17 protein-coding genes are annotated in these 24645 nt (G+C 37.9%); 11 read left to right on the top strand and 6 right to left on the bottom strand.

The genetic code is table 11. The annotated features are described in order from the left end of the window. Positions 1-42: 42 nt before the first annotated feature. On the top strand, positions 43-513 hold the full coding sequence (locus H4J52_RS00110; RefSeq protein WP_182224048.1) for a cytochrome c: 471 nt from the start codon (positions 43-45) through the stop codon (positions 511-513). Positions 514-649: 136 nt separating this feature from the next. Here H4J52_RS00110 and H4J52_RS00115 read toward each other — a convergent pair whose 3' ends face one another. Then, positions 650-1342, bottom strand: coding sequence for a cytochrome b/b6 domain-containing protein (locus tag H4J52_RS00115; protein WP_220461050.1), 693 nt, complete (start codon positions 1340-1342; stop codon positions 650-652). A 243-nt stretch (positions 1343-1585) separates the two neighbouring features. On the opposite strand from H4J52_RS00115, the gene H4J52_RS00120 reads away from it, so the two are divergent. The 10 genes from H4J52_RS00120 to H4J52_RS00165 all read left to right on the top strand — a co-directional run bounded on the left by H4J52_RS00120 (position 1586) and on the right by H4J52_RS00165 (position 19546). Then, complete coding sequence (locus H4J52_RS00120; protein WP_182180326.1) at positions 1586-2833, top strand: HlyD family efflux transporter periplasmic adaptor subunit; 1248 nt, start codon at positions 1586-1588, stop codon at positions 2831-2833. A gap of 31 nt (positions 2834-2864) precedes the next feature. Next, complete coding sequence (locus tag H4J52_RS00125) at positions 2865-3569, top strand: ABC transporter ATP-binding protein (protein WP_182224049.1); 705 nt, start codon at positions 2865-2867, stop codon at positions 3567-3569. A gap of 196 nt (positions 3570-3765) precedes the next feature. Then, positions 3766-6174, top strand: coding sequence for an ABC transporter permease (locus H4J52_RS00130; RefSeq protein ID WP_182224050.1), 2409 nt, complete (start codon positions 3766-3768; stop codon positions 6172-6174). Further along, positions 6174-8627: an ABC transporter permease gene (locus H4J52_RS00135; protein ID WP_182224051.1), complete on the top strand. Its 2454-nt coding sequence runs from the start codon at positions 6174-6176 to the stop codon at positions 8625-8627. Before H4J52_RS00130 ends, H4J52_RS00135 begins: the two co-directional genes overlap by 1 nt. After that, entirely contained in the window at positions 8627-9664 is a 1038-nt protein-coding gene (locus H4J52_RS00140) for an ABC transporter permease (protein ID WP_182224052.1), read from the top strand. Before H4J52_RS00135 ends, H4J52_RS00140 begins: the two co-directional genes overlap by 1 nt. Positions 9665-9669: 5 nt before the next feature. Beyond that, entirely contained in the window at positions 9670-11085 is a 1416-nt protein-coding gene (locus tag H4J52_RS00145) for an ABC transporter permease (RefSeq protein ID WP_220461051.1), read from the top strand. Next, on the top strand, positions 11085-13508 hold the full coding sequence (locus tag H4J52_RS00150; protein ID WP_182224054.1) for an ABC transporter permease: 2424 nt from the start codon (positions 11085-11087) through the stop codon (positions 13506-13508). The genes H4J52_RS00145 and H4J52_RS00150 overlap by 1 nt, the downstream gene beginning before the upstream one ends. Further along, on the top strand, positions 13508-15955 hold the full coding sequence (locus H4J52_RS00155; RefSeq protein ID WP_182224055.1) for an ABC transporter permease: 2448 nt from the start codon (positions 13508-13510) through the stop codon (positions 15953-15955). Before H4J52_RS00150 ends, H4J52_RS00155 begins: the two co-directional genes overlap by 1 nt. Beyond that, complete coding sequence (locus H4J52_RS00160; protein ID WP_182224056.1) at positions 15952-18402, top strand: ABC transporter permease; 2451 nt, start codon at positions 15952-15954, stop codon at positions 18400-18402. Before H4J52_RS00155 ends, H4J52_RS00160 begins: the two co-directional genes overlap by 4 nt. 103 nt (positions 18403-18505) lie before the next feature. Beyond that, complete coding sequence (locus H4J52_RS00165) at positions 18506-19546, top strand: tetratricopeptide repeat protein (protein ID WP_182180346.1); 1041 nt, start codon at positions 18506-18508, stop codon at positions 19544-19546. Between the two features lie 52 nt (positions 19547-19598). On the opposite strand, the gene H4J52_RS00170 is transcribed toward H4J52_RS00165, so the two are convergent. The 5 genes from H4J52_RS00170 to H4J52_RS00190 form a co-directional block, all read right to left on the bottom strand. Next, on the bottom strand, positions 19599-20030 hold the full coding sequence (locus tag H4J52_RS00170; protein ID WP_182180348.1) for a hypothetical protein: 432 nt from the start codon (positions 20028-20030) through the stop codon (positions 19599-19601). A gap of 263 nt (positions 20031-20293) precedes the next feature. Next, positions 20294-22129: a M61 family metallopeptidase gene (locus H4J52_RS00175; protein ID WP_182224057.1), complete on the bottom strand. Its 1836-nt coding sequence runs from the start codon at positions 22127-22129 to the stop codon at positions 20294-20296. Between the two features lie 135 nt (positions 22130-22264). Then, entirely contained in the window at positions 22265-23209 is a 945-nt protein-coding gene (gene pip / locus H4J52_RS00180; RefSeq protein WP_182224058.1) for a prolyl aminopeptidase, read from the bottom strand. A 167-nt stretch (positions 23210-23376) separates the two neighbouring features. Beyond that, positions 23377-24168 (bottom strand): CPBP family intramembrane glutamic endopeptidase, encoded by a 792-nt coding sequence (locus H4J52_RS00185; protein ID WP_182180354.1) that lies wholly within the window; start codon positions 24166-24168, stop codon positions 23377-23379. Positions 24169-24340: 172 nt separating this feature from the next. Next, positions 24341-24556, bottom strand: a complete 216-nt coding sequence (locus H4J52_RS00190) for a cysteine-rich CWC family protein (protein WP_182180356.1) — start codon at positions 24554-24556, stop codon at positions 24341-24343. Between the last annotated feature and the right edge of the window lie 89 nt (positions 24557-24645).

Raw genomic sequence — 24645 nt, forward strand, 5'->3', positions numbered from 1 at the left:
TTTGCTATAGTGATAAAAATTACCATAAGGACAATAAATAAAATGAAATTATTTACAAAAGTAGTAGCCGCGAGTATTTTTACTGTATTAGCGACAGGTGCAATCGCTAACTCAGCAAGCTCTTTAAAACATGCAGAAAAGGCGACTGACTTACGCCAATCAATATTTAGTTTATTGGGCAGCAACATGGGTCCTTTAGGCGGTATGGCTAAAGGAAAAATTGAATTTGAAGCGGAAAAAGTATCAACGCATGCTTTACGCATTAATCAATTATCACTGATGATCGCAGATTATACCCGCACGAACACTTCGGCACATAAAGTGAAGACTGAAGCACTCGACAAAATTTGGGAACAACCTGACGCATTTTCAAAACGTATTGACGATTTAACACAAGCATCGGCTAATTTGCAAAAAGCAGCTTTAAGCGGAGATGAAAGTCTTATTAAAAAAGCGATTGGTGGTGTAGGTAAAACCTGCGGCGGCTGCCATGATGACTTTAAAGCAGAATAGTGCTTAACCCGCCACCATTTAAACGACTTTGGTACTTTGAAGTCTGATGGTTTCGGGTTTAATTAACATAAATTCATAAGTGATTTCAGCGGTGTAAAACAGCCTGTAATCACCTATTGTTAAAATAACAAAGGTATTAGTAGTAATATTCTTCTATGACAGGTGCATTCAGCACAACCAGCCAATAAACAAAACCCACAGCCACTATTACAATTAAAAGCGCAATCGATAACTTAGAGTGTTTGATTACATTTTTCTTATCAACTTTAGCGGCAAGCTTTTTTCCTGTGATCATCGGCAGTATTATCGACTGTTTTTTTACTCGCTCATAATAGGCTATTGCCAATAGGTGCATAGCAATGGCTGCAATCATAAAATCAAAGACATTGTGATGTAAAAACATCATAACTTGTTCTACTTCTTTACTAACACTATCGTAGTAAGGTCCAGAAGAAAATACATCGTCATTGATAAACAAGCCACTTATTGCCTGTAAACTGATGAGAAAAATCATCAAAAAAACCATCAAACTGCCTAATGGATTATGACCACTACTATCTTTAACTTGATTGTTTTTTAGATCCTTAATGTAGTTAATAAGGCCCTTAGGTGTTGGAAAAAAAGATCTAAACTGCGAGTGTTTAGTGCCAACGAATCCCCACAAAACTCTGAAAACAAGTAAACCTAAAGCGAAATAGCCAAGTTTCATATGAATATCAATCAAATTATTGTCTTGATCAGAAGTGTACCAAGAGGCAATAACGGTACAGGCAAATAGCCAATGAAAAAGTCGTAAAGGTAAATCCCAAATAAGAACATGTTTCAGCAAGAGTCTATCCCAAATAGATATAAAGTATTAATTGTAATGGCTACAAATTATGAAGTAAAAAGGAATCACCGAATTATCTTGTACCAATAACGAAATGTTTTTAGTTCATTATTGAACTAGTACGAAAGTAGGGTTGCCGATTTAATGTTTCGTATTGATTTCTAAGGAAAATATTATTGGCACGAAATTAGCTATATAAATATATATATAGAAAGACGGTTAAGCAACAACCAAGAGAATAATGTGGATATTTTAAAACAAAAGCCTAAAAAGACATTGCTCAATAACAAAGGAGTAATAGCAACGATCGCCGTTGTTATTGTTATTATATTGGTGAGTTATGCGAAAGCGTCACTTAATAATGTCAGCCTAGCGAGAAAAGATCTGTTACTCGCAACAGTCAAACAAGGAGATATAGACGTTACCGTGGAAGGATACGGAAAGTTAACCTCAGATAAGTTGCAATTAATTACCACACTCACCAAAGCAACGGTTGAAGAAATCGTATTAAAACCTGGCGCGACCGTTACCAAAGAAAGCGTAATCGTAAAATTAGCGAACCCAGAACTGCAGCAACAAGTGCAAAGTGCTGAATATTCAGTAGCTGAGTTAAGAGCTAACTTACGCCAACTAAAATTAAACCAAAGACGCGAAACACTCACCGAAAAGTCAAATTATTTAGAACTTGTATCACAGCATAAAGGGGCTCGTTTAACGTTAACCGCACAAAATAAATTGGTAAAAAGCGGTATTGTCAAACAAATAGACTATCAAGAAAGCATATTGCGTGAAGATCAGTTAAAAGAACGAATTGAAATTTTTAAAGAACGTAATGAACAGCTTAAAGAAGTGCATAAAGAGGCGATAAATATACAACTAGAACGTATTAAGCAAGTCGAACAAAGACTAACAATCGCTAAAGACCGGAAAAATAAATTAGTGGTAAAGGCCGGTTTTGACGGTGTGCTACAACGTTTATCTGTAAATTTAGGGCAAAGCTTGTCTCCAGGGCAAGAAGTCGCCCTAATTGGTAGTGTTACTGAATTAATTGCGTTGATCCGCGTGCCACAAAACCAAGTGCAATTAGTTAACATTGGTCAGAACGTTATCGTTGATACCCGACAAGAACTCATTAAGGGGAAAGTTAAGCGCATTGACCCTATTGTTGACCAAAACACCGTCGAGGTGGAGATATCATTCCCTGGGGAACTCCCTAAAAGTGCAAGGCCAGAACAAAGTATTGATGCGGTGATCACGGCTAAAGTGCTGAAAAACATTTACTACATCGACCGACCTGCCAATGTGCAAGCGCAGAGTGAAACTGCGCTGTACCGGCTTAATGAAGGAATGTCCGAAGCTAAAAGAGTCGACATAAGTTTTGGAGAAAAAACGGGACGATTTATTGAAATAAGTGCGGGAGCCAACTTGGGCGACCAATTTATTATTTCAGATTTAAGTAACTATAAAACAGCAAAAATCTCGATTCTATAATTGAGTCATAAAATTACAAAAGGATAGGTACATGAGCACAGCCATTTTATTATTAAAAAATATCGGTAAAATTTTTGAAACCGAAGAACTTGAAACACATGCTTTGAAATCAATTAACTTAACCGTTAATAAAGGAGACTACGTTTCAATATCTGGTCCTTCTGGCTGTGGTAAATCAACACTTTTATCAATTATGGGCTTACTTGATGTAAGTAGCAGTGGTGAGTATTTCATTGAAGGTGTCAATGTTACTGACCTATCGCTGGATCAAGCTGCAGAAGTTAGAAATGCAAAGATTGGTTTTATATTTCAATCGTTTAATTTAATAGACGAGCTTTCAGTTTTCGACAACGTGGCTTTGCCACTGCGCTACCATGCCGACAAGCCTAATAACGCGACAATCAAAAAACGTGTTATAGAATGTTTAGAAAAAGTAGGCCTGTCACACCGTATTAGTCACAAACCAAACCAACTTTCTGGCGGTCAACAACAACGTGTTGCTATTGCTCGTGCCCTAGTCGCAAACCCTGCCGTCTTATTAGTCGATGAACCTACGGGTAACCTTGATTCAAAAAGTGCTGACCAAGTTATGGATGTACTCGACCAATTAAATAAAGTGGGTACAACTATTTGTATGGTAACGCATGACCCGCGCTATGCAGATATGGCGCGTACTAAAGTACAACTTCTTGATGGCGCTATTTTACACTCACCGGGTGTAAAACTAGTCGGGTAAATCGGCTAACTCAATAAGTACTTTGTACCGTCATACTGAATTTATTTCAGTATCTAAAGTTGTTGAAACGTTTAAAAACCAGATCCTGAAACAAGTTCAGGATGACGCTATTTTAGACCCGCTGGGTGTAAAACTAGCGAGATAACTCACCCTGAACCTTATTTAGGGTGATGGTCAGAAGATAGGGTCATGAAAAATGAACAGTTATTTAATCAAACAAGCGTATTTAAGCTTAAAGCAAAAACCGATTTTTGTGCTTAGTGTGGTTTCTACCATGGGCGTAACCTTAGGTGCTTTACTATGTGTGCTGACCTTAGCGTATGTCATGTTAATAAAACCCTTACCGTATCCTGACCAAGAGCGTTTATATAATGTTGAACATCAATTAATCAGTAATGAAAATGTTATTGATGGCCGTGCATTTACCTACCCTAATCTAATGCATTTATATAACCAGCAATCGTTATTTGAGCAAAGTGTTTTAATGTATGTTGATGGTGGGGTCATTACTTCCTTGCCAAGCGAACCCATGGTGGCAATATCATTTATAACGCCGCAATGGTTTTCATTGTTCTCTGCCAAAATGGCGTTAGGGAAAGGATTTCAAGAAAGTGAAAAAGTTAACAGTTATAACCCCGTTGCCGTTTTAACTTATGAAACATGGCAAAATAAGTTTCATGGTGACATTAATGTGCTTGAAAAAAGCCTGACGTTAAGCGGAAATAACTACCGAATTATTGGTGTACTCGCAGAAAAAAACATTGAAGCGCCACTCGCCGGCGCTGGTTTTAAAACCGAGTTATATCTTCCATGGGATTATAATTCGGTAAGTGAAAGAGAACGAAAACGTTGGGGAAATGATGATAGCGGTTTGATATATGTTGGTAAGCTGAATAAGCAATATGCGGAATATTCCAAGCCACAAATTGATCAAATACTAACAAAGGTTGTCAATGAAAATTGGCAAAGTAAGGTATCGGGTCATGATTTTTTTAAAAATTGGTCGATCGTACTCGAAACACAAACATTAAAATCTTTTATTGTGAGCGATGGTGAACGTAGTGTTTACTTATTATTGATTGGATCATTAGGGTTATTGTTTATTGCTTGTGCTAACATCGCCAATTTATTCGTTTCTCGAACAGTAGAGCGTCAACAACAACTTGCGATTTCTGCTGCTGTTGGAGCTTCTAAAGCACAATTATTTCGCAATATTTTAGCTGAAACAGGGCTATTAATGTTTGCTGCTATTTTACTCGCGCAGGTTGTTATTTTTGTTGGCTTTAGCGTTTTACAATATTACCTTGGTGACTTCCTACCGCGCATTAATGAACTTGAACTGAATGCATTTTCATTTTCCGCCTCTATTTTACTCTTAATATTGTTAACACTTACCTTCTCACATTTATGTTTGAAAATGATTAACTATCATGCGCTTAACGCTACTTTGCAATCAGGTGGCAAAGGCATTGGTATTCAAGTGTCAAAGCGTGTGCGAAACATCTTAATTAGCAGTCAAATAGCGACAGCAACCGCCTTAGTCTTTATTAATGTCGTTTTGTATAAAGACGCCAGTGAATTAGTAAACCAACCTTTGGGTTATCAAACAAATAACATTACCTCGGTCGTATTGGCATTACCCAATGTTGAAAGCGAGATAAAAGCACAAAAACTCACCGCCCTTAAAGCTGAGTTATTAGCTCATCCGAAAATAAAAAAGGTAAGCCAAGCGATGCGACCTACAGGCTTTGGTACTTTGGCATTAACGGCTATGGAAACAGACAATCGTTATACCGTGCTAGGGAAAGATATTGATGATCAATACTTTAGCATGCTCAAACAAGCGGTTATTGAAGGTGACAACTTTAGTGCGGCAGATATTAAAGACGACAGAAGCGTGATGATTGTTAATGATGTTTTTGCGAAAAAATTAGCACCAAAAGGCAGTGCAATTGGCTTTAAATTTAAAAATGGTGTTGAAGTCATTGGCGTTGTAAAAAGTATTAATATGCCTGGCATACAGAGAGTAGAGTCTCGTTTTTATTACCCCGCAAGTTTGGCAAGAAATATGTTGCTAATAGAACAGCATCAAGGGCAAATATTTAATCGTGATGAAATGATTAGTGCGATGAAAAGCGTTGATAAAAAATTAAGTTTATTCACCTTCACATCACTCAATGAATATAAAGACCGTCGATTATTTTCTTCAGTAACTACAGCCGTTACGACACTAGTATTGGCTATTTTAACGTTATTACTCTCGGGTTTAGGTTTGTACGGTATTCTTAACTATTCTAGCCAAATGCGTCGTTTTGAAATTGGTACTCGCATGGCTATTGGTGCAAAGGGTAAAGACATTGTTAGCTTAGTCTTTAAAGATAATGCTGGCGCATTAGGCATTGGTTTAGCGGTAAGCTTTATTGTATTACTTGTTTTGTATTTTGGTTTCAGTGATACATTAAATGCTTATATTAGCTTAGAGCTTCTCCCCTTATTTATTCTCACAGTGGGAGCAATATCACTGCTTTCATCACTTGCCTGTTATGTGCCGTTACGCCCGTTTATTAAAAATCCCGTTATTCATGCCTTAAAGGGGAGTGAATAATGTACCTGTTTATTTATCAACTAAAACAAGCGTTTTTAAGCTTAAAGAAAAAGCCAGGTTTTGTCTTAAGTGTTGTTTCAACCATGGGCGTTACCTTAGGTGCGCTGTTATGTGTATTAACGCTGGCTTATTTATTGTTGATTGAGCCATTGCCTTACCCCGAGCAAGATCGACTGTTTGTTGCCGAACATAAGGTTCTTGGCGATAAAAAAGAGACCAAAACAGTTGCTTATAGTTATGCTGGCTTGGTGCATTTATACAAAAGTAAAGTGGCCTTTGAACAAGCGGCAATCATGTATTATGACCAAGATGTGATCCTTTCTCACCTTAGCCAACCACTGGTTAATACCACTTATGCCACGCCGGAGTTACATCAACTGTTAGCGTCGACTATGGCAACAGGTCGAATGTTTGCGGCGAGCGAAGCCTTAGATACCAATAACCCAGTAGCTATGCTCAGTTATAATACTTGGCAGCAAAAATATGATGGCAGTGCGGATATTCTTGAACAAAAAATCAATGTCAGAGGTGTTAGTTATCGCATTATTGGTGTATTGGCCAAAAACTTTGTTGAACCCGAATTGGCTGAAATTGGGCGTGAAACGCAAGTTTGGCTGCCATGGGATTATAATCAGACTGACCAAGTAAGCAGAAAAAGTTTTTTGAGCATAAAAGGTAACTTTAAATTTATTGGTCAATTGAAAAAAGGACTTAGCAAAAGCCAAGCACAACAACTTTTAACCCCTTTAGTGAGTAAACGCTGGCAAGAAGGTGTTGCTGATATGGAGTTCTTCAAGGATTGGTCAATCGAAATGCGAGTCCGCTCAGTGAAGGACGTTATGCTCGGGGATAGTGAGTCTATTGCGGTAATGCTGTTAGCGGGTGTGATTGGTTTAGTATTGATTGCCTGCGCAAATATCTCTAATTTGTTTATCGCACGTACTGCAGAAAAGCAACGTCAAATGGCGATTCAAGCAGCGATTGGTGCCACTAAGAAACATTTATTTAAAGCGATGTTGGCTGAAACCAGTTTACTGATGTTGATGTCGATCATACTCGCCTTGATACTTGCCAAGGGCGGGTTTTATCTTATGCAGCAATATTTGGGTGCGGTATTACCGCGAGTAAACGAGTTATCGCTTAATCGGATAACTCTAAGCTGTGCGGCGCTGATCACCATTATTTTTGCATTATTTTTTGCTAAATTAAGTACGCGTATTATCAATTATCGTGAGCTCAATGCTAGCTTACAAAGTAGTGGTAAGGGCAGTGGTTTACGGGTATCAACAAAGACACGCCAAGTATTAATCGCCAGTCAGGTGGCATTAGCGACGCTATTAGTATTTGCCAACTTTAGCTTACTTAAAGATGCCGTTAAAACCATTAATACCCCGATAGGTTTTACCACTAATAATATCTCAACGTTAACGTTAAACTTCTCTTCAACCCCATTATCTAGTGAGGAAGAGGTCATAGCCATTATGGCTGAGATCATAGAAAAGCTTAAAACCTTACCACAGGTGGAAGCCATTGCGCATGGGAGTTCACCTTTAGATGGCTTTGGTATTAAATTGCTAACCAAACTTGATGATAATGAAGGGCATTCACCGTATTTAAAAAGAATTGATCATAGGTATTTTAAACTAATTGAACAACCGCTATTACAAGGTGAAAATTTTACCAAGCTAGATAGCCGAGATAACAACTATTCGATGATTGTTAACCAAGCGTTTGCTAAGCAGTTAACACCTGACGGTGATGTCGTAGGTATGCGACTAGTATCGATAAATGAGCCTGAATTTAAAATAATAGGTATTGTTAAAGATATTGTTATTCCTGGCGATACTCCGTTTGGCAGCGATGATGTAGCTGCGCCTATACCAAGGGCCTATGTGCCCGATAATCTAGACGACAACAATTTTATACTTAAAATAAAGGCTGGCCAGTCTATTAGTCGCCAACAACTGGGTAAATTGTTAGCCGAAGTTGACGCTAGATATTCTGTATTTAGCTTCAAATCAGCAAATGAAATGCTTACTCAAAGCCTGTTTACTCAAATTACAACCGCGGTGACAACGACAGTTTTAACGTTAATCACTTTTTTCCTCGCGGGCATTGGCCTCTATGGCATTTTAAGTTACAGCACCCAAATGCGCCGTTTTGAGATTGGAACACGTATGGCAATAGGCGCTAAACGTGGTGACTTAATATTACTGATTATAAAAGACAATGCGAAACCGATTATTAGCGGTTTATTGCTTAGCTTGGTTATTTTATTGAGTGTGTATTTCTTTTTTAGTGTTGAGCTTTCAACCTATATCACCCTGCAATTAGCGCCACTGTTTGTCGCGACACTCCTATTAATTTCTACTCTTTCGTTATTGGCTTGTTATTTACCCTTAAGACGATTTATTAATTCTCCTGCGATAAGCAACTTACAAGGAAGTGAATAATGAACTTATTTACCTATCAACTAAAACAAGCTTTTTTAAGCCTTAAGAAAAAACCGGGTTTTGTTTTTAGTGTTGTTTCTACCATGGGCATTACCTTAGGCGCATTGCTGTGTGTTTTAACGCTAGCCTATTTATTGTTGATTGAGCCATTGCCTTACCCAGAACAAGACCGTTTATTTGTTGCAGAGCATCAAATTGTTGGCGAAGAAAAGGAAGATCAAGGTAAATCTTTTAGTTATCCAGGGTTAGTGGATTTATACAAAAGTAAAGCAGCATTTGAGCAAGCAGCAATGATGACTTACGGTCAAGGTGTGATTATTTCTCATAATAGTCAACCGCTTGTTAATACCGCCTATGTTACATCTGAATTACATCAGGTTTTAGCTTCACCAATGGCGTTGGGTCGTATGTTTGAGTCCAGCGAAGCGATCAATACCAATAACCCTGTCGCTATGCTGAGTTATCACACTTGGCAGCATAATTTTAATGGTAGCGCTGATATCCTTGAGCAAAAAATTAACCTGAGTGGTGTGAGTTATCGCATTGTAGGAGTGTTGGCTAAGCATTTTGTTGAACCAGCATTGTCTGAAATTGGACGAGAAACGCAAGTTTGGTTGCCATGGGACTATAACCAAGAAGGGGAATGGCGCAGACAAAATTTTGGTGAAGTAAGTGATAACCTGATGTTCATTGGTTTATTGAAAATAGGCGTTAATTCTCTTCAGGCACAACAACTTTTAACACCTTTAGTGAACGAACGTTGGCAGGAAGGTGTTGCTGATGATGACTTTTTTAAGGGTTGGTCAGTCGACATACGGGTACGTCCGGTTAAAGACGTTATGCTCGGACAGAGTGAATCTATTGCGGTAATCTTGTTAGCGGGTGTCATTTTTTTAGTCTTAATTGCTTGTGCCAATATATCTAACTTGTTTATGTCGCGTACCGTAGAAAAACAACGTCAAATGGCCATTAATCCGCAATTGGCGCCACTCAAAAACATTTATTTAAAGCGATGCTGGCTGAAACCAGTTTGCTGATGTTTATGTCTATTATCCTCGCATTAGTGATTGCCAAGAGTGGGTTTTATCTTATGCAGCAATATCTGGAGACGATTTTACCTAGAGTTAATGAGCTAACACTTAATCCAATAACCTTTGGTTGTGCGGCATTGATCACGCTTATTTTCGCGTTGTTTTTCGCTAAATTAAGTACGCGTATGATCAATTATCATGCGCTAAATTCTACGTTACAAAGCAGTGGTAAAGGCAGTGGTTTACAAGTATCTAAAAAGACTCGTCAGGTATTAATAGCCAGCCAAGTAGCCTTAGCGACGGTATTGGTCTTTGCCAACTTTGGTTTGCTTAAAGGTGCAGTAAAGAGCATTAATGCACCAATAGGTTTTGTCACTGAGAATATATCGACCTTAACCCTGAATTTTTCATCAACAGATTTTCCTAGCCATGCAGAATCGGTGCAGATTATGGCCGAAATAATGGAAAAGCTGTCCGCATTGCCTCAGGTGGAATCTATTGCTCAAGGAAGTTCACCACTTAGTGGTTTTTATGTTAGAGCGTTAATCAATATTGATAATAATGAAAGGTCTACACCGTATTCCAAGGGTGTTGATCATCGATACTTTAGTTTGATAGAGCAGCAAGTATTGCAAGGAGATAATTTTACAAATGTGGGGCGCCGAGATGGAGCCAATGTCATCATTGTTAATCAAACATTTGCTAAGCAATTAAAAGCTAACGGCGATGTGCTGGGCATGCAGCTCTCAACGGGATCGCCTGACCCCTTAAAAATAATAGGTATAGTTAAAGATATTACTATTGCTAGTGATAGTTACACGGGTTTTGACAATACTTTTTTAAGCTCAGGTGTACCAAGAGTCTATTTACCCAATGGACTGGGTGGTCGTTCTTTTATGCTTAAGCTTAAATCCGGTCAGTCAGTTAGTCGTCAACAACTGGGTAAATTATTAGCTGAAGTCGACACAAGGTATTCTGTCTTTAGTTTCAATTCAGCCAATGATCTTCTTACTAAAAGCTTGTTTACTGAAATAACGACTGCAGTAACAACCGCAGCTTTAGCGTTCATCACCTTTTTTCTCGCGGGGATAGGTTTATATGGAATTTTAAGTTACAGCACCCAAATGCGCCGCCTTGAATTAGGTACTCGTATGGCCGTTGGTGCAAAGCGCCTTGACTTAATATTACTGATCATAAAAGACAACGTGAAGCCTATTATTGCAGGTGTATTGTTTAGTTTGGTTATTTTATTGAGTGTGTATTTCTTTTTTAGTGTTGAGCTTTCGACTTATATCACCCTGCAATTAGCGCCACTGTTTGTCGCGACACTCCTATTAATTTCTACTCTTTCGTTATTGGCTTGTTATTTACCCTTAAGACGATTTATTAATTCACCTGCGATAAGCAACTTACAAGGAAGTGAATAATGAACCTGTTTATCTATCCGTTAAAACAAGCATTTTTAAGCCTCAAGAAAAAGCCAGGCTTTGTCGTTAGTGTTCTTTCAACAATGGGCATTACGTTAGGTGCTTTGTTGTGTGTGGTTACACTGGCGTACTTATTATTGTTGAAGCCGTTACCTTATTCAAATGAAGATAAGTTATATAAGGTTAATCACCAAACTTTCAATGCTAAAAACGAATTACAAAGTCGAAAATTTAACTCTCCGGGTTTACGTAACGTGTATTTAAAGCAAACAATTTTTGATCAAGCGGCTATCGCTTTTTATGGCGATGACATCAGTACATCGCTTGAGTATCAGCCGAAAATAACCACGACTTATGTTACCCCTGCTTGGTTCAGTTTATTAGATAGCCAATTCATCCATGGCAGAGGTTTTGAAAAAAGTGAAGAGCTAGAGACTTATCATCCAGTAGCGATTATTAGTTACGACACTTGGCTAAACGATTTCTCTCAGACAGCCGATATTCTTTCGAAAAAAATAACGTTCAGTGGTACGAGTTTCAAAATAATAGGGGTATTAACTGAGCAGTTTATTGAGCCCGATATATACGAGACAGGTAGGAAAACAGAGGTTTGGTTACCATGGGATTACAATATTCGTAATCACTTAAAAGATGAAATGTACTCTTTTCCTTGGTTCGTCTTTGTCGGGCAATTAAAAAATAATATTTCTGTTTTGCAGGCACAACAACAAATTACAACCTTAGTCGATGAGCATTGGCAACAGAATAGCGTAGGTATTGATTTTGTTAAAGGCTGGTACGTTGAAATGCACTTACAGTCGTTTAGGCAGGTAATACTTGGCGATACCCAAAATACGCTATGGTTTTTGTTGGCCGGTGTCCTTGGAATATTGGTGATTACAAGTGGCAATATGACGAATTTATTTGTTTCCCGCACAGCTCAGCAGCAGCAACAATTGGCCGTACATGCAGCGATAGGTGCTAAAAAAACAGATTTGTTTAAAATGTTACTTGCTGAAACAAGCTTGCTGATGGGGTTTTCAACCATAGTGGCATTAATGATTGCCATGGTAGGTTTTGAAATCATTCAACATAATGTCGCACAACATATCGCAAGAGTTAATGAATTATCACTGAATTATGTCACCTTGTTGGTAGCGGTAACCTCAGCCGTAATCCTGAGCTTATTTTTTGCGCGTACTAGTATTAGTATGGTCAATTATCATCAGTTAAATAAAAACTTACAGTCGGGCAGTAAAAATATCGGGGTACAGGTTTCTAACAAGTTAAGAACAATATTAATTGTTAGTCAATTGGCTATAGCATCAGCACTCATTTTTGTTAGCATTCTTTTATTTAGCAATGCGTCAGATGCCATTAATCAAGATCTAGGTTTTGAACTCAACAATATCAATGCATTGCATGTTATTTCTAATACCAAAGAAATTCCTTCAATAGAACAAGGTAATGCCACGATGGCGTTAATTAAAGCAGAGCTTAGTTTACATCCCCAAATTTCTTCTGTTAGTCGCTCATTAAGCCCATTAAATTTCAGTCATAGTCGGAGTGTATCAAATTCACTGACCAATGAAAATTTTTCACCGTCAGTACAAGATGTTGATGAAAACTATTTTGATATGATAAATCAAACCATTATTGAAGGTGATAATTTCACTAAAACTGACATTAAAAATAGTGCCAATAAAATTATAATTAATGATGTGTTTGCTAAAAAACTGGCACCTGCAGGCTCAGCAATCGGCCTACATTTAATCACTTCGGCCAATGAGACTCTCTTGGTGTCTGGGGTGGTTAAAAGTATTTTAATGCCAGGGGAATCAAGTATTGTTCCTCGTATCTATATGCCCAATCACCCTTATGGTGAAATGTTATTAATAAAATACAAAACAGGTGGAAACTTGAATAGAAACCAAGTTGCAGATCTTATTAATACAGTAGACCTAGGTTATTCTATTTTTACTTATAATTCACTGGAACAGCTAAAAGATAAGCGCCTGTTTCGTGAAACAATCACCATTTATACAACGGCAGCTCTAGCGCTACTGACATTGTTTTTGTCGGGCATTGGCCTCTATGGCATTGTAAGTTACAGCACCCAAATGCGCCGTTTTGAGATTGGTACACGGATGGCCATTGGTGCTAAACGTGCTGACTTAGTCAAACTTATTATTAAAGACAATGCCAGTGCAATATTATTGGGCGTATTGCTGAGTGTTGGCGTGTTGTCTCTATTAACCATTGGTTTTAGTGAACAGGTAAATCACTACATCACCTTACAGTTACTCCCAGTGTTTATGGTGACCTTAGCGATGATCAGCATGTTGTCGTTATTTGCCTGCTACTTTCCTTTGCGTCAATACATCAACAAACCTGTGATCCATGCTTTAAAGGGAAGCGAATAATGAACTTATTTATCTACCAATTGAAACAAGCGTTCTTAGGCTTAAAGAAAAAACCGGCTTTTGTCTTTAGTGTTGTTTCAACCATGGGAATTACCTTAGGTGCTTTGTTGTGCGTGGTTACACTTGCGTATGTGATGTTACTTAAGCCGTTGCCATACCCTGAACAGGAACAATTGTTTGTCGTTGAAAGTAAAATAAAAGGGAGTGAGCGTGCGCCCAAAATTTCAATGTATCCATACCCAGCATTTATTGAATTATATAAAAAACAATCGGCTTTAAATAAAGTGGCGATGATCGCTTACGAAAATACCAATATTACCTCTCATGCCGAACAGCCAAGAATTAATAACGCTTTTATTAGCCCTGAATATTTTAGCTTACTTAATCCTCCTATAGCACTAGGACGAACTTTTGAAGCAAGCGAAGCATTGAACACGAACAACCCAGTTGCGGTTATTAGCTTTGCTACTTGGCAAACATTATATGACCAGAAAGTAGATGTGTTGGAAAAAAACTTAACCGTTAATGGAGTGAGCTTTCGTATTGTAGGCGTAAGTGCTGAGACATTTATAGAACCTAGCTTGTATCAAACAGGTGAAAAAACTCAAGTATGGTTGCCGTGGGATTTTAATCCTGTCTCTGAAATTAAACGTAAAGCATGGGGGAATTTCGCGCCGAATATGTTTTTATTAGGCAAGCTCGATAACACCTTAACGGCTAAACAAGCTGAAATGATATTAACACCACAATTAACGGAGCGTTGGCAACAAGAGTTAGTAGGTAATGCTCGCTTTAAAGAGATGACATTAAAAGTTGAGATGAAACCACTAATCAATGTGATTTCAGGAAACAATCACACCAATCTTGTTTTACTGTTTTTAGCTGTTGTGGGATTACTCGTGATCACGGTTACCAATGTTAGCCATTTATTTGTCGCACGTAGTGCAGAACAACAACATCAAATGGCAATAAAAGCGTCATTGGGTATGAATCGTAAACAAGGTGCTATGCAAGTTTTTGTCGAAACGTCCTGCTTGATGATATTGGCATTCTTTGTTGCATTGGCTACTGCTAACATTGGTTTTTTTCTATTGAAAACTTATCTAGCAGAGTTATTTAATCGAATTGACGAGTTGTCAATCTCGCTGACGCCACTCTTTATTTTAGTGATCACAATGTTGTTAATTACACTAATTCTAACGAAGTTAACCCTTAAATATTTCAAGTTCACATCGTTAAATACCACGCTACAAAATAGCAATAAAGGTCAAGGAGTTAAAGTATCGACTTTTTTTCAGCAAGGCGTAATCATGAGCCAAATATTGGTGACCGTATTGATCATTTTTGCCAATATGGTTTTGTTTAAACAAGCATATGAAAGTGTTAATCATGAAACAGGTTTTGATATTGAGCAAATAGAACATTTAGTTTTAGCTTTTAATGGCTCGGGTCGCCCCAATGTTGCAGAGCAACAAGCGACATATAAACAAATAAAAGCGCAGTTATTGCAAATTCCGCAGGTGAGTTCAGTTAGTCTGGGAAATTCGCCTTTGTCTTCTTACAGCGTTAGAAAGTTCGGTTTAGGAAAAGACGCGCTAGAGTTTTCTATTGAGCAGAAAGAGATTGATGAACACTATTTTTCGATGATAAAGCAATCTTTGATCTCGGGTGATTATTTCACTAGCAGTGAACTTAATAACAATGACAATGTAGTTATTATTAATGAGAGCTTAGCAAAGCAGTTGAAACAGTTTGGTAAAGTTATCGGGCAACAAATAAAAGGATCTCGTGACGAATCATTGATAGTCAAAGGTATTGTTGCTGATATTCATTTACCCAATAGTGAACGGCCTGAAATGAACAATAATTTTCTACTTTATCGCCCAAGTAAACTAGGCCGAGGGACAGGCTTTATGGTGAAACTTAAAGCGGATCAAATATTACCGCGGGAGCAATTAGTAACAATAATTACAAGGGCTGACGCAAGGTACTCTATTTATGAATATCAAAGCCTCACTGAAAACTATCAACAACTACTGCTGAATAAAAAAATAACTTTGTTTACCACGGGTATTATTACTTTAGTGGTCATTATTCTGGCGGCATTAGGGGTGTTCGGTGTGCTTGATTTCAACACTCAAATTCGCCGCTTTGAAATAGGTACACGGTTGGCGATTGGCGCGAAAGGACGAGATATTATACAGCTAATTTTGAAAGATAATTCCAAGGGTATTTTTATTGGTGTAGGGCTTAGTATGCTGGTATTACTTAGCGTATGGGGAGGCTTTGGCGAAAGTTTTCAACAGTATCTCAACTTGCAAATATTACCCTTGTTTATATTGACGTTAGCGCTTATTTCTCTTATTTCATTTATTGCCTGTTATTTACCTCTGCGACAATACATCAATAAACCTGTGATCCATGCTTTAAAGGGCAGTCAAGAATGAATTTATTTACCTATCAATTAAAACAGGCGTTCTTAAGCTTGAAGAACAAACCTGGCTTTGTTTTTAGTGTAGTTTCAACAATGGGAATAACGCTAGGGGCTTTGCTGTGTGTGTTAACGCTGGCGTATGTCATGTTACTTAAGCCATTGCCATATCCTGAACAAGATAAACTTTATTGGGTGGAACATGGTTTAGCTGACAATTTTGGTGAGCTACGTAACAGTAGTTTTAGTTACCCTGGTATGATTCACTTTTATGAAAAGCAAAACGTTTTTAGTGAATCAGCATTGCTTTGTTTTGGTGAAAGTTTATTAGCCTCTGATCCAGCACAACCATTGGTTAACACCACTTTTGTAACGCCTGAGTTTTTTTCGTTAACGGCAACGCCTATTGCGCTGGGTCGGGCATTTGAAAAAAGTGAAAATAAAGACAGTAACAGTCCTGTTGCTTTAATCAGTTACGATACTTGGCAAATTGAGTACAACGGTAGTCGTGACGTTTTAAACGAAAAAATAACCATCAATGACGTTAGTTTTAAGATTATTGGTGTGGTTGCTGAACATTTTATTGAGCCTGAAATTTTTACTCCCGGTAGAAAAACACAATATTGGCTGCCATGGGATTATAATTTTAAAGCCAAAGACTACCAAGACGCTTGGGGAAATGTGCTTTATGAATTGGCGTATGTCGGTAAGTTAAAAGAGGGCTATTCTCAGACTCAAGCAGAGCAAAAAATCAGTCCTTTTTTAAATGACTTGTGGCAAGAAAATGTTATCTCTATGGCTTTTTATAAAGACTGGACCGTAAGCTTAAAATTAAAATCTCTGAAATCGATTATCATTGGAGACAACGAACAACGAATGTACCTATTACTCGCTGCCGTATTAGGGTTATTAGTGATCGCCTTTGCTAATATCAGTAATTTATTTATCGCCCGTGCCATTGAGCAGAAAAGGTCATTAGCCATAAACGCGGCTGTAGGTGCATCTAAACAACAAATTTTCAAAAGTTTCTATGCAGAATCTATCGTATTGATGTTGGCTTCTTTAACACTAGCTTTAGTGATCACATCTTTGGGCTTTGGTTTATTACAATATTACCTCGCAGAATTTATACCACGCGTTAATGAATTGGCGATAAATACTTTTACGTTAAGTGCAGCCTTGTGTTGTCTGGTTATTTTAGCGTTAATTTTTTCCAAGCTCAGCAGTAATGTGATTAATTATCGAGCGTTAAATAGTAGTTTGCAAAGTAGTGGTAAAGGCTCAGGGGTGCAAGTATCTAAAAAAGTACGCCAAGCACTGATCATTAGCCAAGTAGCGGTTACCACCTTATTAGTTTTTGCAAATTTAAGTTTGTTCAATCAATCAACGTCGATAATTAACACCCCGATGAAATACAATGTGGAACAGGTTTATACGTTAGATCTCTCTCGATCTAGCTTATTAAAATGGAACAGCGATGAAGTATTATCACTGCTTAAGGAAATCGAAAACGCTTTATTACAATTACCTGAAGTCAGCGAAGTGAGTCAATCAAACTCTCCGATGAACTCAAATACCGCCAATTTTACTTTATTAGGTCAGGAGACAATCTTCAGCGCGGAGCTTCAAGATGAATCGGGTTATAATTCTTTTCATCTTCTCGAACAGCCTTTATTAGCTGGCGATTGGTTTAGTGAAGAAGATATTATAATGGGTCGTAAAGTTTTTGTTGTTAACGATGTTTTTGCTAAACAATTAGCGGCTAACGGCAATGCAGTTGGCATGAAAATATCGATGGAAAACGAAATTGACCGAGAAAATAACGCCGTTATGCGAACGATTGTTGGGGTAGTTGCTGGCGTTAATCTGCCTAATAAAGCCGTTGCACCGGCACAAGCTTACTGGCCAATATGGAAAGGGTCTGATAACTTTTTAATTAAAGTAAAACCACAACAAAACCTGAGTCGCGAGCAAGTTGTTAATACCGTAAAATCGGTAACCCATAAGTTTACCTTATCGAGCCTTGAACGATTATCTGACGTTCAAGCCAATATGCTGTTTACCCAGTACACCACCGCCATTACCAGTGGCGTGTTAGCGATATTTACCTTTTTATTAGCCGCCATTGGCTTATATGGAATTTTAAGTTACAGCACGCAAATTAGACGTTTTGAAATCGCCACACGACTGGCCATTGGGGCTAAAAAGCATGATATTGTTAAATTGATATTCTTCGATAACATCAAGGCATTGTTTTTTGGTATTTTGGTGAGTGGTTTGTTACTGGTTACGTTATATTTAAACTTTAGTGAGTTGCTCATAAACTACCTTTCAATGGCTTCAATACCACCACTTATTCTGACCTTAGCGTTGATTTCATTGACGGCATTTTTTGCCTGTTACTTTCCTTTGCGGCAGTACATTAACAAGCCCGTTATTGATTCACTGAAGAATAGCGAGTGATAAAGATCTTACAAGTATTATCTACTAATTCCTTCGTAATTAATGCTTGTATGATTTTTATACCAATGGTATAAGAAATAATGGAATAAAAAAAGAGTATAAAATGGAATACAGTGAATCAATAATTGAAGGCCATATAATCAATGAGTTAACTTGTCCTGATTGTGGTTGTAAGCATCATCAGGTGAAAGGGGTGATTAAATATGCCTTCTTTTTTATTGAAAGTATTCCTTTTTATCCTGTTAAAAAAACCACGGTTATTCAATGCCAGCAATGTTGGAGCAAAGCTGATGTGAATGTTTTGCCAAAACAGCGGATAAAAGAGTTATCGAAAAATCTATTTCCTGCTTGGCGACTGATCAGCAAATTCTTAGGTTCGCTCTTAACAATAATGCTCTTAGGTTATTTAATACAGGGAGAAGTTGAGAAACATCAATTGTCTAATCAGTTTATTGAAAACCCCGCGGTTAATGATTTTTATCATGTTGATTTTCGTTATCTTTCTAGTGAATTACGACCCAATGAAAAATACCGTATTGGGAAGATTACTGATATTACCGGTGATATAGCAACCGTGGTCTATAGCCGATTGTTTTATCGCATGCAGCATGGTGCAGATGAAAGTATTAGAGTGGGTCATGTTACCCATTTCAGTTTTTTCTCAAGAAAAAAATATCACTACAGCTTCGCTGAACTAACAAAAATGCGTGCACAAGGCGCTATTTATCGTGTTGAAAGACCCGTTAATAACAGATTACGCGGCATGCTTTTGGTAACCACTACAAAGCGTTTTTTAAGCAGTACTTACTTCCCCGGCGCAAGACAGAACAATTCAGGCTTAGCTTTTTTAGAAGCAAGTTATATAGATAACCATATTGAATTAGCCTTCGAGAAATTTAGTATCTCAGCTGAAAGAGGCTATAAGCTTGGACAAGTTAACTTAGCTGAACTTTACATCACCGGTAAGCATGGAGAAAAAGATTTAAACCAAGCTTTATTTTGGTTACAAGAGGCTGCAGTGCAAGACTATCAGCCTGCTATAGATAAATATCTGATTGTTTGCCAGCAAGTGGCACAGTGCAGTAAAAGAGACTTTATCAACCTATTGTCAGAGCAAGGTGTGAATTTTCATGTAGGCAGGTAACACCTCGTTAAGGAGCTAGCCTACAGAGGTTATTTTTATGAGAAACTTCGCGCTATGTAAATATGTTTTTTAAGCGGCTAAGCAGCGTTCCTTCATTAGCAGAAGGTTCACTATATTCGTAAGGTGAATCTAACACAGCCAAGCGTAGTGAATATGTGCCGCCATGTCCCCAAGGCCACCACAACGCTATAATTGCTGGTGTTGAATCGGTAGCAGGACGCGCTAAAACAAGTTGATCTTTATTGAGTTTAATTAATGGACCTAAGTGTTCTTTAATTTCTTGTGGCGCTTTTTTTACCGTTTTTTTACTCCATTCGTGTTCAAATTGCTGGCGAACCGCAACAAGGGTTTTGTCTTTTTTATCACGAGAAAATTCAGATAGCATAGCGGAGAATCTATCTTCCCAGCGCCATGTTAATTGGTCGCCTAACAGAGGAATGATTGGGTGGGTAAACTCTTTGATTTTTTCTTGGGAATATGACACAAAAATTCCTATAAAAGATGCTTTAAAATAAAATAGCTTTCAGCATAACAACAAATTATGGCTGATATGTTACAACTGATTCGCTACAAAAACAAAGTCTTTATTGCTAATGATTATCATTTGTAGCAGATAAGATATAAAGATGTTAAATAATAAAATCACAATAAGTAATTGAAAGAAATAACGTTAATAAATAGGTTAACGTTACTTCTTTAATAGCGACCGGCAAATAGTGTATAAATTTATTTACTCTTGTTGGTGTTTTATTCAGCCTTGTCTGCGCCAATCCATGCGAATAAAAATGCTTTTTGTGACGCAGTTAATTCATCATCAGTTAACGTTTCTACATTCAGCTTTGGGTCTTCAATAAAAGTGATGGTGGTTGACAGTTTTTCACCCCGTTGAATATATTCAATGGTGGTGTCTTCACCCGGTTTAAATTGCGCTAATGCGCTTGTCCACTCATTTGTGTTACGAATAGCTCTGCGGCCCAGCTTAACAATTTGGTCACTTCGTTCAAGGCCAGCTTTATAAAGTGGAGAACCTATTTTTACCGGTTTAGAAATCATCGCAGCTTCACCGTTAAAGTTAAATTTAACCTGACCTAAAAAAGCTTTATCTGGGTTGGCATGGGTTATTGTTAATCCAGCGTTGCTTAACAGCGCCGCATAATCTGGTTTAACTTGCCCTTGAATATGTTGTTCAAAGAATTGCTGAGCAAATGCTTGGTTATTTAATAAAGCGGCTAATGTGCTTTGTAAATCTTCACGTGTGTAAGGAATTTCAGGCTTTCCAAAATCCACCCACATTTTTCTCATAAAATCGTCGAGAGATTTTTCTGGAAATTGTTCGCGAATAGACAAATCTAGTGCCAAGGCCATAGCGCGCCCATAACGGTAATAACTGAAAAAGATATTACTAAAATTGGTTTTATCAATAGAGGTGCCAGCATCAGTAAACGTTGCCAGCATGCTTGCACCTTCAGGTGTAAAGAACTTACGTCCTGGTACTTGGTCAACCTGATTAACAATATCAGAAACAATGGTTAAGTATTCATCAATCGTTGATTCTTGCGCTCTGCGGATCATTAACTTGTCGTAATAAGAGGTAAAGCCTTCAGCAAACCATAAGTTAGTGGTCATATTAGGCGCACTAAAATTAAAAGGTTCGAGTGCTTTAGGTCTTATGCGCTCAACATTCCATGCATGAAAAAACTCGTGCGATAAGGTACCTATTTGCGAGAAATCACCTTCATCTAATGATTTGCTATTAGTGAGAATTGTTGAGTTTCTATGCTCCATTCCATCGCCATTTACGTGGGGTAAATAACAGGCAATAAAAGTGTATTCTCCGTAATCAAAAGCAGGTAATTCACCATAAACTTTAATTTGTTCGGCGACTACAGCTTTAGCTTGACGGGTAAATTCAACTAAATCTTCCTCTAGACCATTGTGATGAACAGCTAAGTTAATTTGGTAATCTTTACCACTTGAGTGAACAGTCCAACTTTTTACTTGATGGTCACTAAGTTCTGTTGGGCTGTCCATAAAATAGGCTAAGTTGGGGGCCGTGAAGGTATATTTATCTTGAGTTTTTTGTAGCTGAGTGGCCACTTTCCATGTTGAACTAAAAGGTTCAAAGGTGACTTTTATAGGACGCTTCTCATGGTTTGATGCCCACATAAACGTAGCAGGAATATTCAAGTGAGCATGTGTTCTGTCTATTTGAGCATAAGTACCATCAGCGCGGTCACCAAATAAGGTGTACGTTACAGTTACCTCACCATCGTGATTGTCGATTGCCCACTGATAAGGGTTAGGTCGCGTAATCTCTAAGGGCTCGCCCATACTGTTTACAGCAGTCACGTTATAAACGTTTTTAGCAAATTCATGTAAAGCATAGCGCCCTGGAGAGGTGCGGCTCATTTGAACGGTCAAAACTTGGCTTTCAATTTCTGGAAAGGTTACCGAAATTCGCGCTTCATGATGAACCGCGTTTTCGAAAGTCACTTTATAATGTGTAACGTTGTCTTTAACAGGTAATGAGTGACTTGAAAAAGCCACTATTAATGCTAAAAGAACTGTGGGGGCAATTCTCATTTTTTAATCCTAAGCGTTTTATATTGTATAATTATTGGCTTAGTGTAGAGAATTATTACTATTTTTTATAGCAGTACTTTTTATAACGTTAAGGTCAGTAATGGTCAATATTCAAAAAGCTACCGTAAAATCATATTATAGGCTTAACATTTTTTGGGTTGCGTTAATTAATTGATGTTTGGTTTCAGGCTCAATTGAAGCATGGCCCGACGTTGTACTAAATAATACTGAACGAGGGAGTTGTTGATGTAAGAGCCAAGCATTATCAAAAGGACAAATAATATCGTAACGACCATGGATAATAGCCATAGGAATATCTTGAATTTTATCACAGTTTTCCAGTATTTGGTTTTCAGTTAGAAAACAGCCATGCACCATATAATGGGCTTCATGACGAGATAAGGTCCAACATGAATCATCGCCAGTAAGTGCTGCAACAAATTCTTCGTTAGGCTTTAGGGTACAACAACGAATTTCCCATTTAGCCCAGGCCTGCGCTACTTTCTCTGCGGCAACCTTATCGCTTCCTATCATAATGTCGTACGCTGTTTTAGCACTGGTTTGGCTTTCACCATCAGGTAGTGCACTAAGGTACTCTTGCCAGTAGTCAGGAAATATTCGTGTAGCGCCACCGCCTTCAAATGCCCATCGGGTATCCTCGGTACGACCTAAAAATATACCGCGCAATACCAGGCTTATTACTGAGTCTGGGTGGGTTTGTGCATAAACTAAAGCGAGTGTTGATCCCCAAGAACCACCAAAAACATGCCAGTTTTTAATGGTTAAATGCTGGCGTATTTTCTCGATATCGGCGACTAATAAATCAGTTTCATTATTGTCTAAACTGCCAAAAGGTAATGAACGCCCACAGCCACGTTGGTCAAATAAAATAATATGGTATTTTTCTGGATCAAAAAAACGTCGGTCATTGGCTGAACATCCAGCTCCGGGCCCACCATGAATAAAAACAACGGGTTGGCCCTTTGGATTACCGCATTGCTCTACATACAACTGGTGTGCGTTACCAACGGGTAATAAAAAGTGATCAAACGGCGTGATTTCTGGATAAAGTTCGTTCATTGCTACGCTCTTATTTAATTATGTGATGAATTCATCTCACAAGGCTTCATTTGGCATGCCTAATTGAGCCTTGTGAACTATTGTCTTACGGTATGATCTTTTCACACCTGGCTTTTTTTAAGTTAGGCTATTGGATTATTATTTTCTTATTATTATCAATAGCTTAATTATTCCATAAACAAGTACATATCTACACTGGAATATAAATTATTGATAAAGTGTAAGTAAATCGGTAAATAAATACCGCCACTAAGGTAGCGAGATACCCCAAAAATAATCGCTAAAGGAAATAACACCATCAATATTGTTAAATCATACTGACCCGCATGAATCAGCGTAAATAAGATACTCGTAATAATAATGGTCGCAATAACGCCTAACGGTGAGTTTGCTAATCCTTTAAAGAGAAAACCACGAAAAACAAGTTCTTCAAAAATAGGTGCAGCAATCACTACGGCAATAAATAATAAAAACAGATAATCAGTGCTGTTATAAATATTGATCATACTTTGTGGTGTTTTTATATCGAGGGCGTTTGATGCAAAGTATGAAAATATAAAATAGCCCAATATGGCGAGATTAAACTTAATGAATTGAGTTTTACTGGGCAGTTTATCAAAACCTAAGTAAGCCGGCGCCGTGGTTACTTTTTTTCGATTGGCAAAATGAAAGATAATAGGCGATAAACATAAGGCCGTGACAAGATAATTAATGGCATTAAAGTCGCCATCAAGCGCTAACTTTTGGCCTATGCCTGCTCCAAATACTTGAACGCTTTCTAAACTAACACCTGATGTGGTGGCCTCTATCCATGTGCCTACGGCAAGAGACATCATTGATATAATAAAGTATAAGATGAAAAGCAGTGCGGTTAACCCTAACGTTGCTTTAGCACTCCATGGCTGGGTTGGTGCAATGAAGGTTGTCTTTATTTGAGTTGCATCGGTAACGATAGACATTAATCTTTCCTTGTTTTTGATTGTTATTAGGGAAGTGATACAAGTATAGTAAACAGTATGATTAGCAATAAAAACACCCCAAAATTTAGGCGCCTAAATGAGCGTTTAAAATACCTAATCAGGTTAAAAGTAACAAGCGCTTATACAAAATGATCAGTGATTAAGGTGTTATTTAAAGTAATGTAAAGCTATCTTTTTGAGCTAAGTTGAATTTTTTAATGCACGCTTGGCAAATGCAGCTTTTACCTTTTTCTGCATCGGGTACTCCTTGAATTAATGCGCTAGGCACTTTTTCGAGAGTACACCAACAAGGCTTTGTGGTATTACTTACACCACATAAATTCTGATTATTACAAAGCGGACAGTAGGGTTGATTGCTTGCTTGCATTATTCATTTACTCATTATAGGACGAGTGATTGTGCGCTGAGCCGCAGACTCAGCAAGATATTATTTATATTAGCGGCTTTATTGCGTTT

It is taken from the genome of Colwellia sp. MB02u-14 (genome assembly GCF_014076915.1).
GTDB lineage: Bacteria > Pseudomonadota > Gammaproteobacteria > Enterobacterales > Alteromonadaceae > Colwellia_A.

What these genes read in the sequence shown, in the direction of transcription:
- H4J52_RS00175 (WP_182224057.1), bottom strand. Translation starts at nt 22,129, where the DNA reads ATGAGAATTGCCCCCACAGTTCTTTTAGCATTAATAGTGGCTTTTTCA.
- H4J52_RS00110 (WP_182224048.1), top strand. Translation starts at nt 43, where the DNA reads ATGAAATTATTTACAAAAGTAGTAGCCGCGAGTATTTTTACTGTATTA.
- H4J52_RS00185 (WP_182180354.1), bottom strand. Translation starts at nt 24,168, where the DNA reads ATGTCTATCGTTACCGATGCAACTCAAATAAAGACAACCTTCATTGCA.
- H4J52_RS00125 (WP_182224049.1), top strand. Translation starts at nt 2,865, where the DNA reads ATGAGCACAGCCATTTTATTATTAAAAAATATCGGTAAAATTTTTGAA.
- H4J52_RS00150 (WP_182224054.1), top strand. Translation starts at nt 11,085, where the DNA reads ATGAACCTGTTTATCTATCCGTTAAAACAAGCATTTTTAAGCCTCAAG.
- H4J52_RS00165 (WP_182180346.1), top strand. Translation starts at nt 18,506, where the DNA reads ATGGAATACAGTGAATCAATAATTGAAGGCCATATAATCAATGAGTTA.
- H4J52_RS00155 (WP_182224055.1), top strand. Translation starts at nt 13,508, where the DNA reads ATGAACTTATTTATCTACCAATTGAAACAAGCGTTCTTAGGCTTAAAG.
- H4J52_RS00145 (WP_220461051.1), top strand. Translation starts at nt 9,670, where the DNA reads ATGTCTATTATCCTCGCATTAGTGATTGCCAAGAGTGGGTTTTATCTT.
- H4J52_RS00140 (WP_182224052.1), top strand. Translation starts at nt 8,627, where the DNA reads ATGAACTTATTTACCTATCAACTAAAACAAGCTTTTTTAAGCCTTAAG.
- H4J52_RS00160 (WP_182224056.1), top strand. Translation starts at nt 15,952, where the DNA reads ATGAATTTATTTACCTATCAATTAAAACAGGCGTTCTTAAGCTTGAAG.
- H4J52_RS00130 (WP_182224050.1), top strand. Translation starts at nt 3,766, where the DNA reads ATGAACAGTTATTTAATCAAACAAGCGTATTTAAGCTTAAAGCAAAAA.
- H4J52_RS00190 (WP_182180356.1), bottom strand. Translation starts at nt 24,556, where the DNA reads ATGCAAGCAAGCAATCAACCCTACTGTCCGCTTTGTAATAATCAGAAT.
- H4J52_RS00135 (WP_182224051.1), top strand. Translation starts at nt 6,174, where the DNA reads ATGTACCTGTTTATTTATCAACTAAAACAAGCGTTTTTAAGCTTAAAG.
- pip (WP_182224058.1), bottom strand. Translation starts at nt 23,209, where the DNA reads ATGAACGAACTTTATCCAGAAATCACGCCGTTTGATCACTTTTTATTA.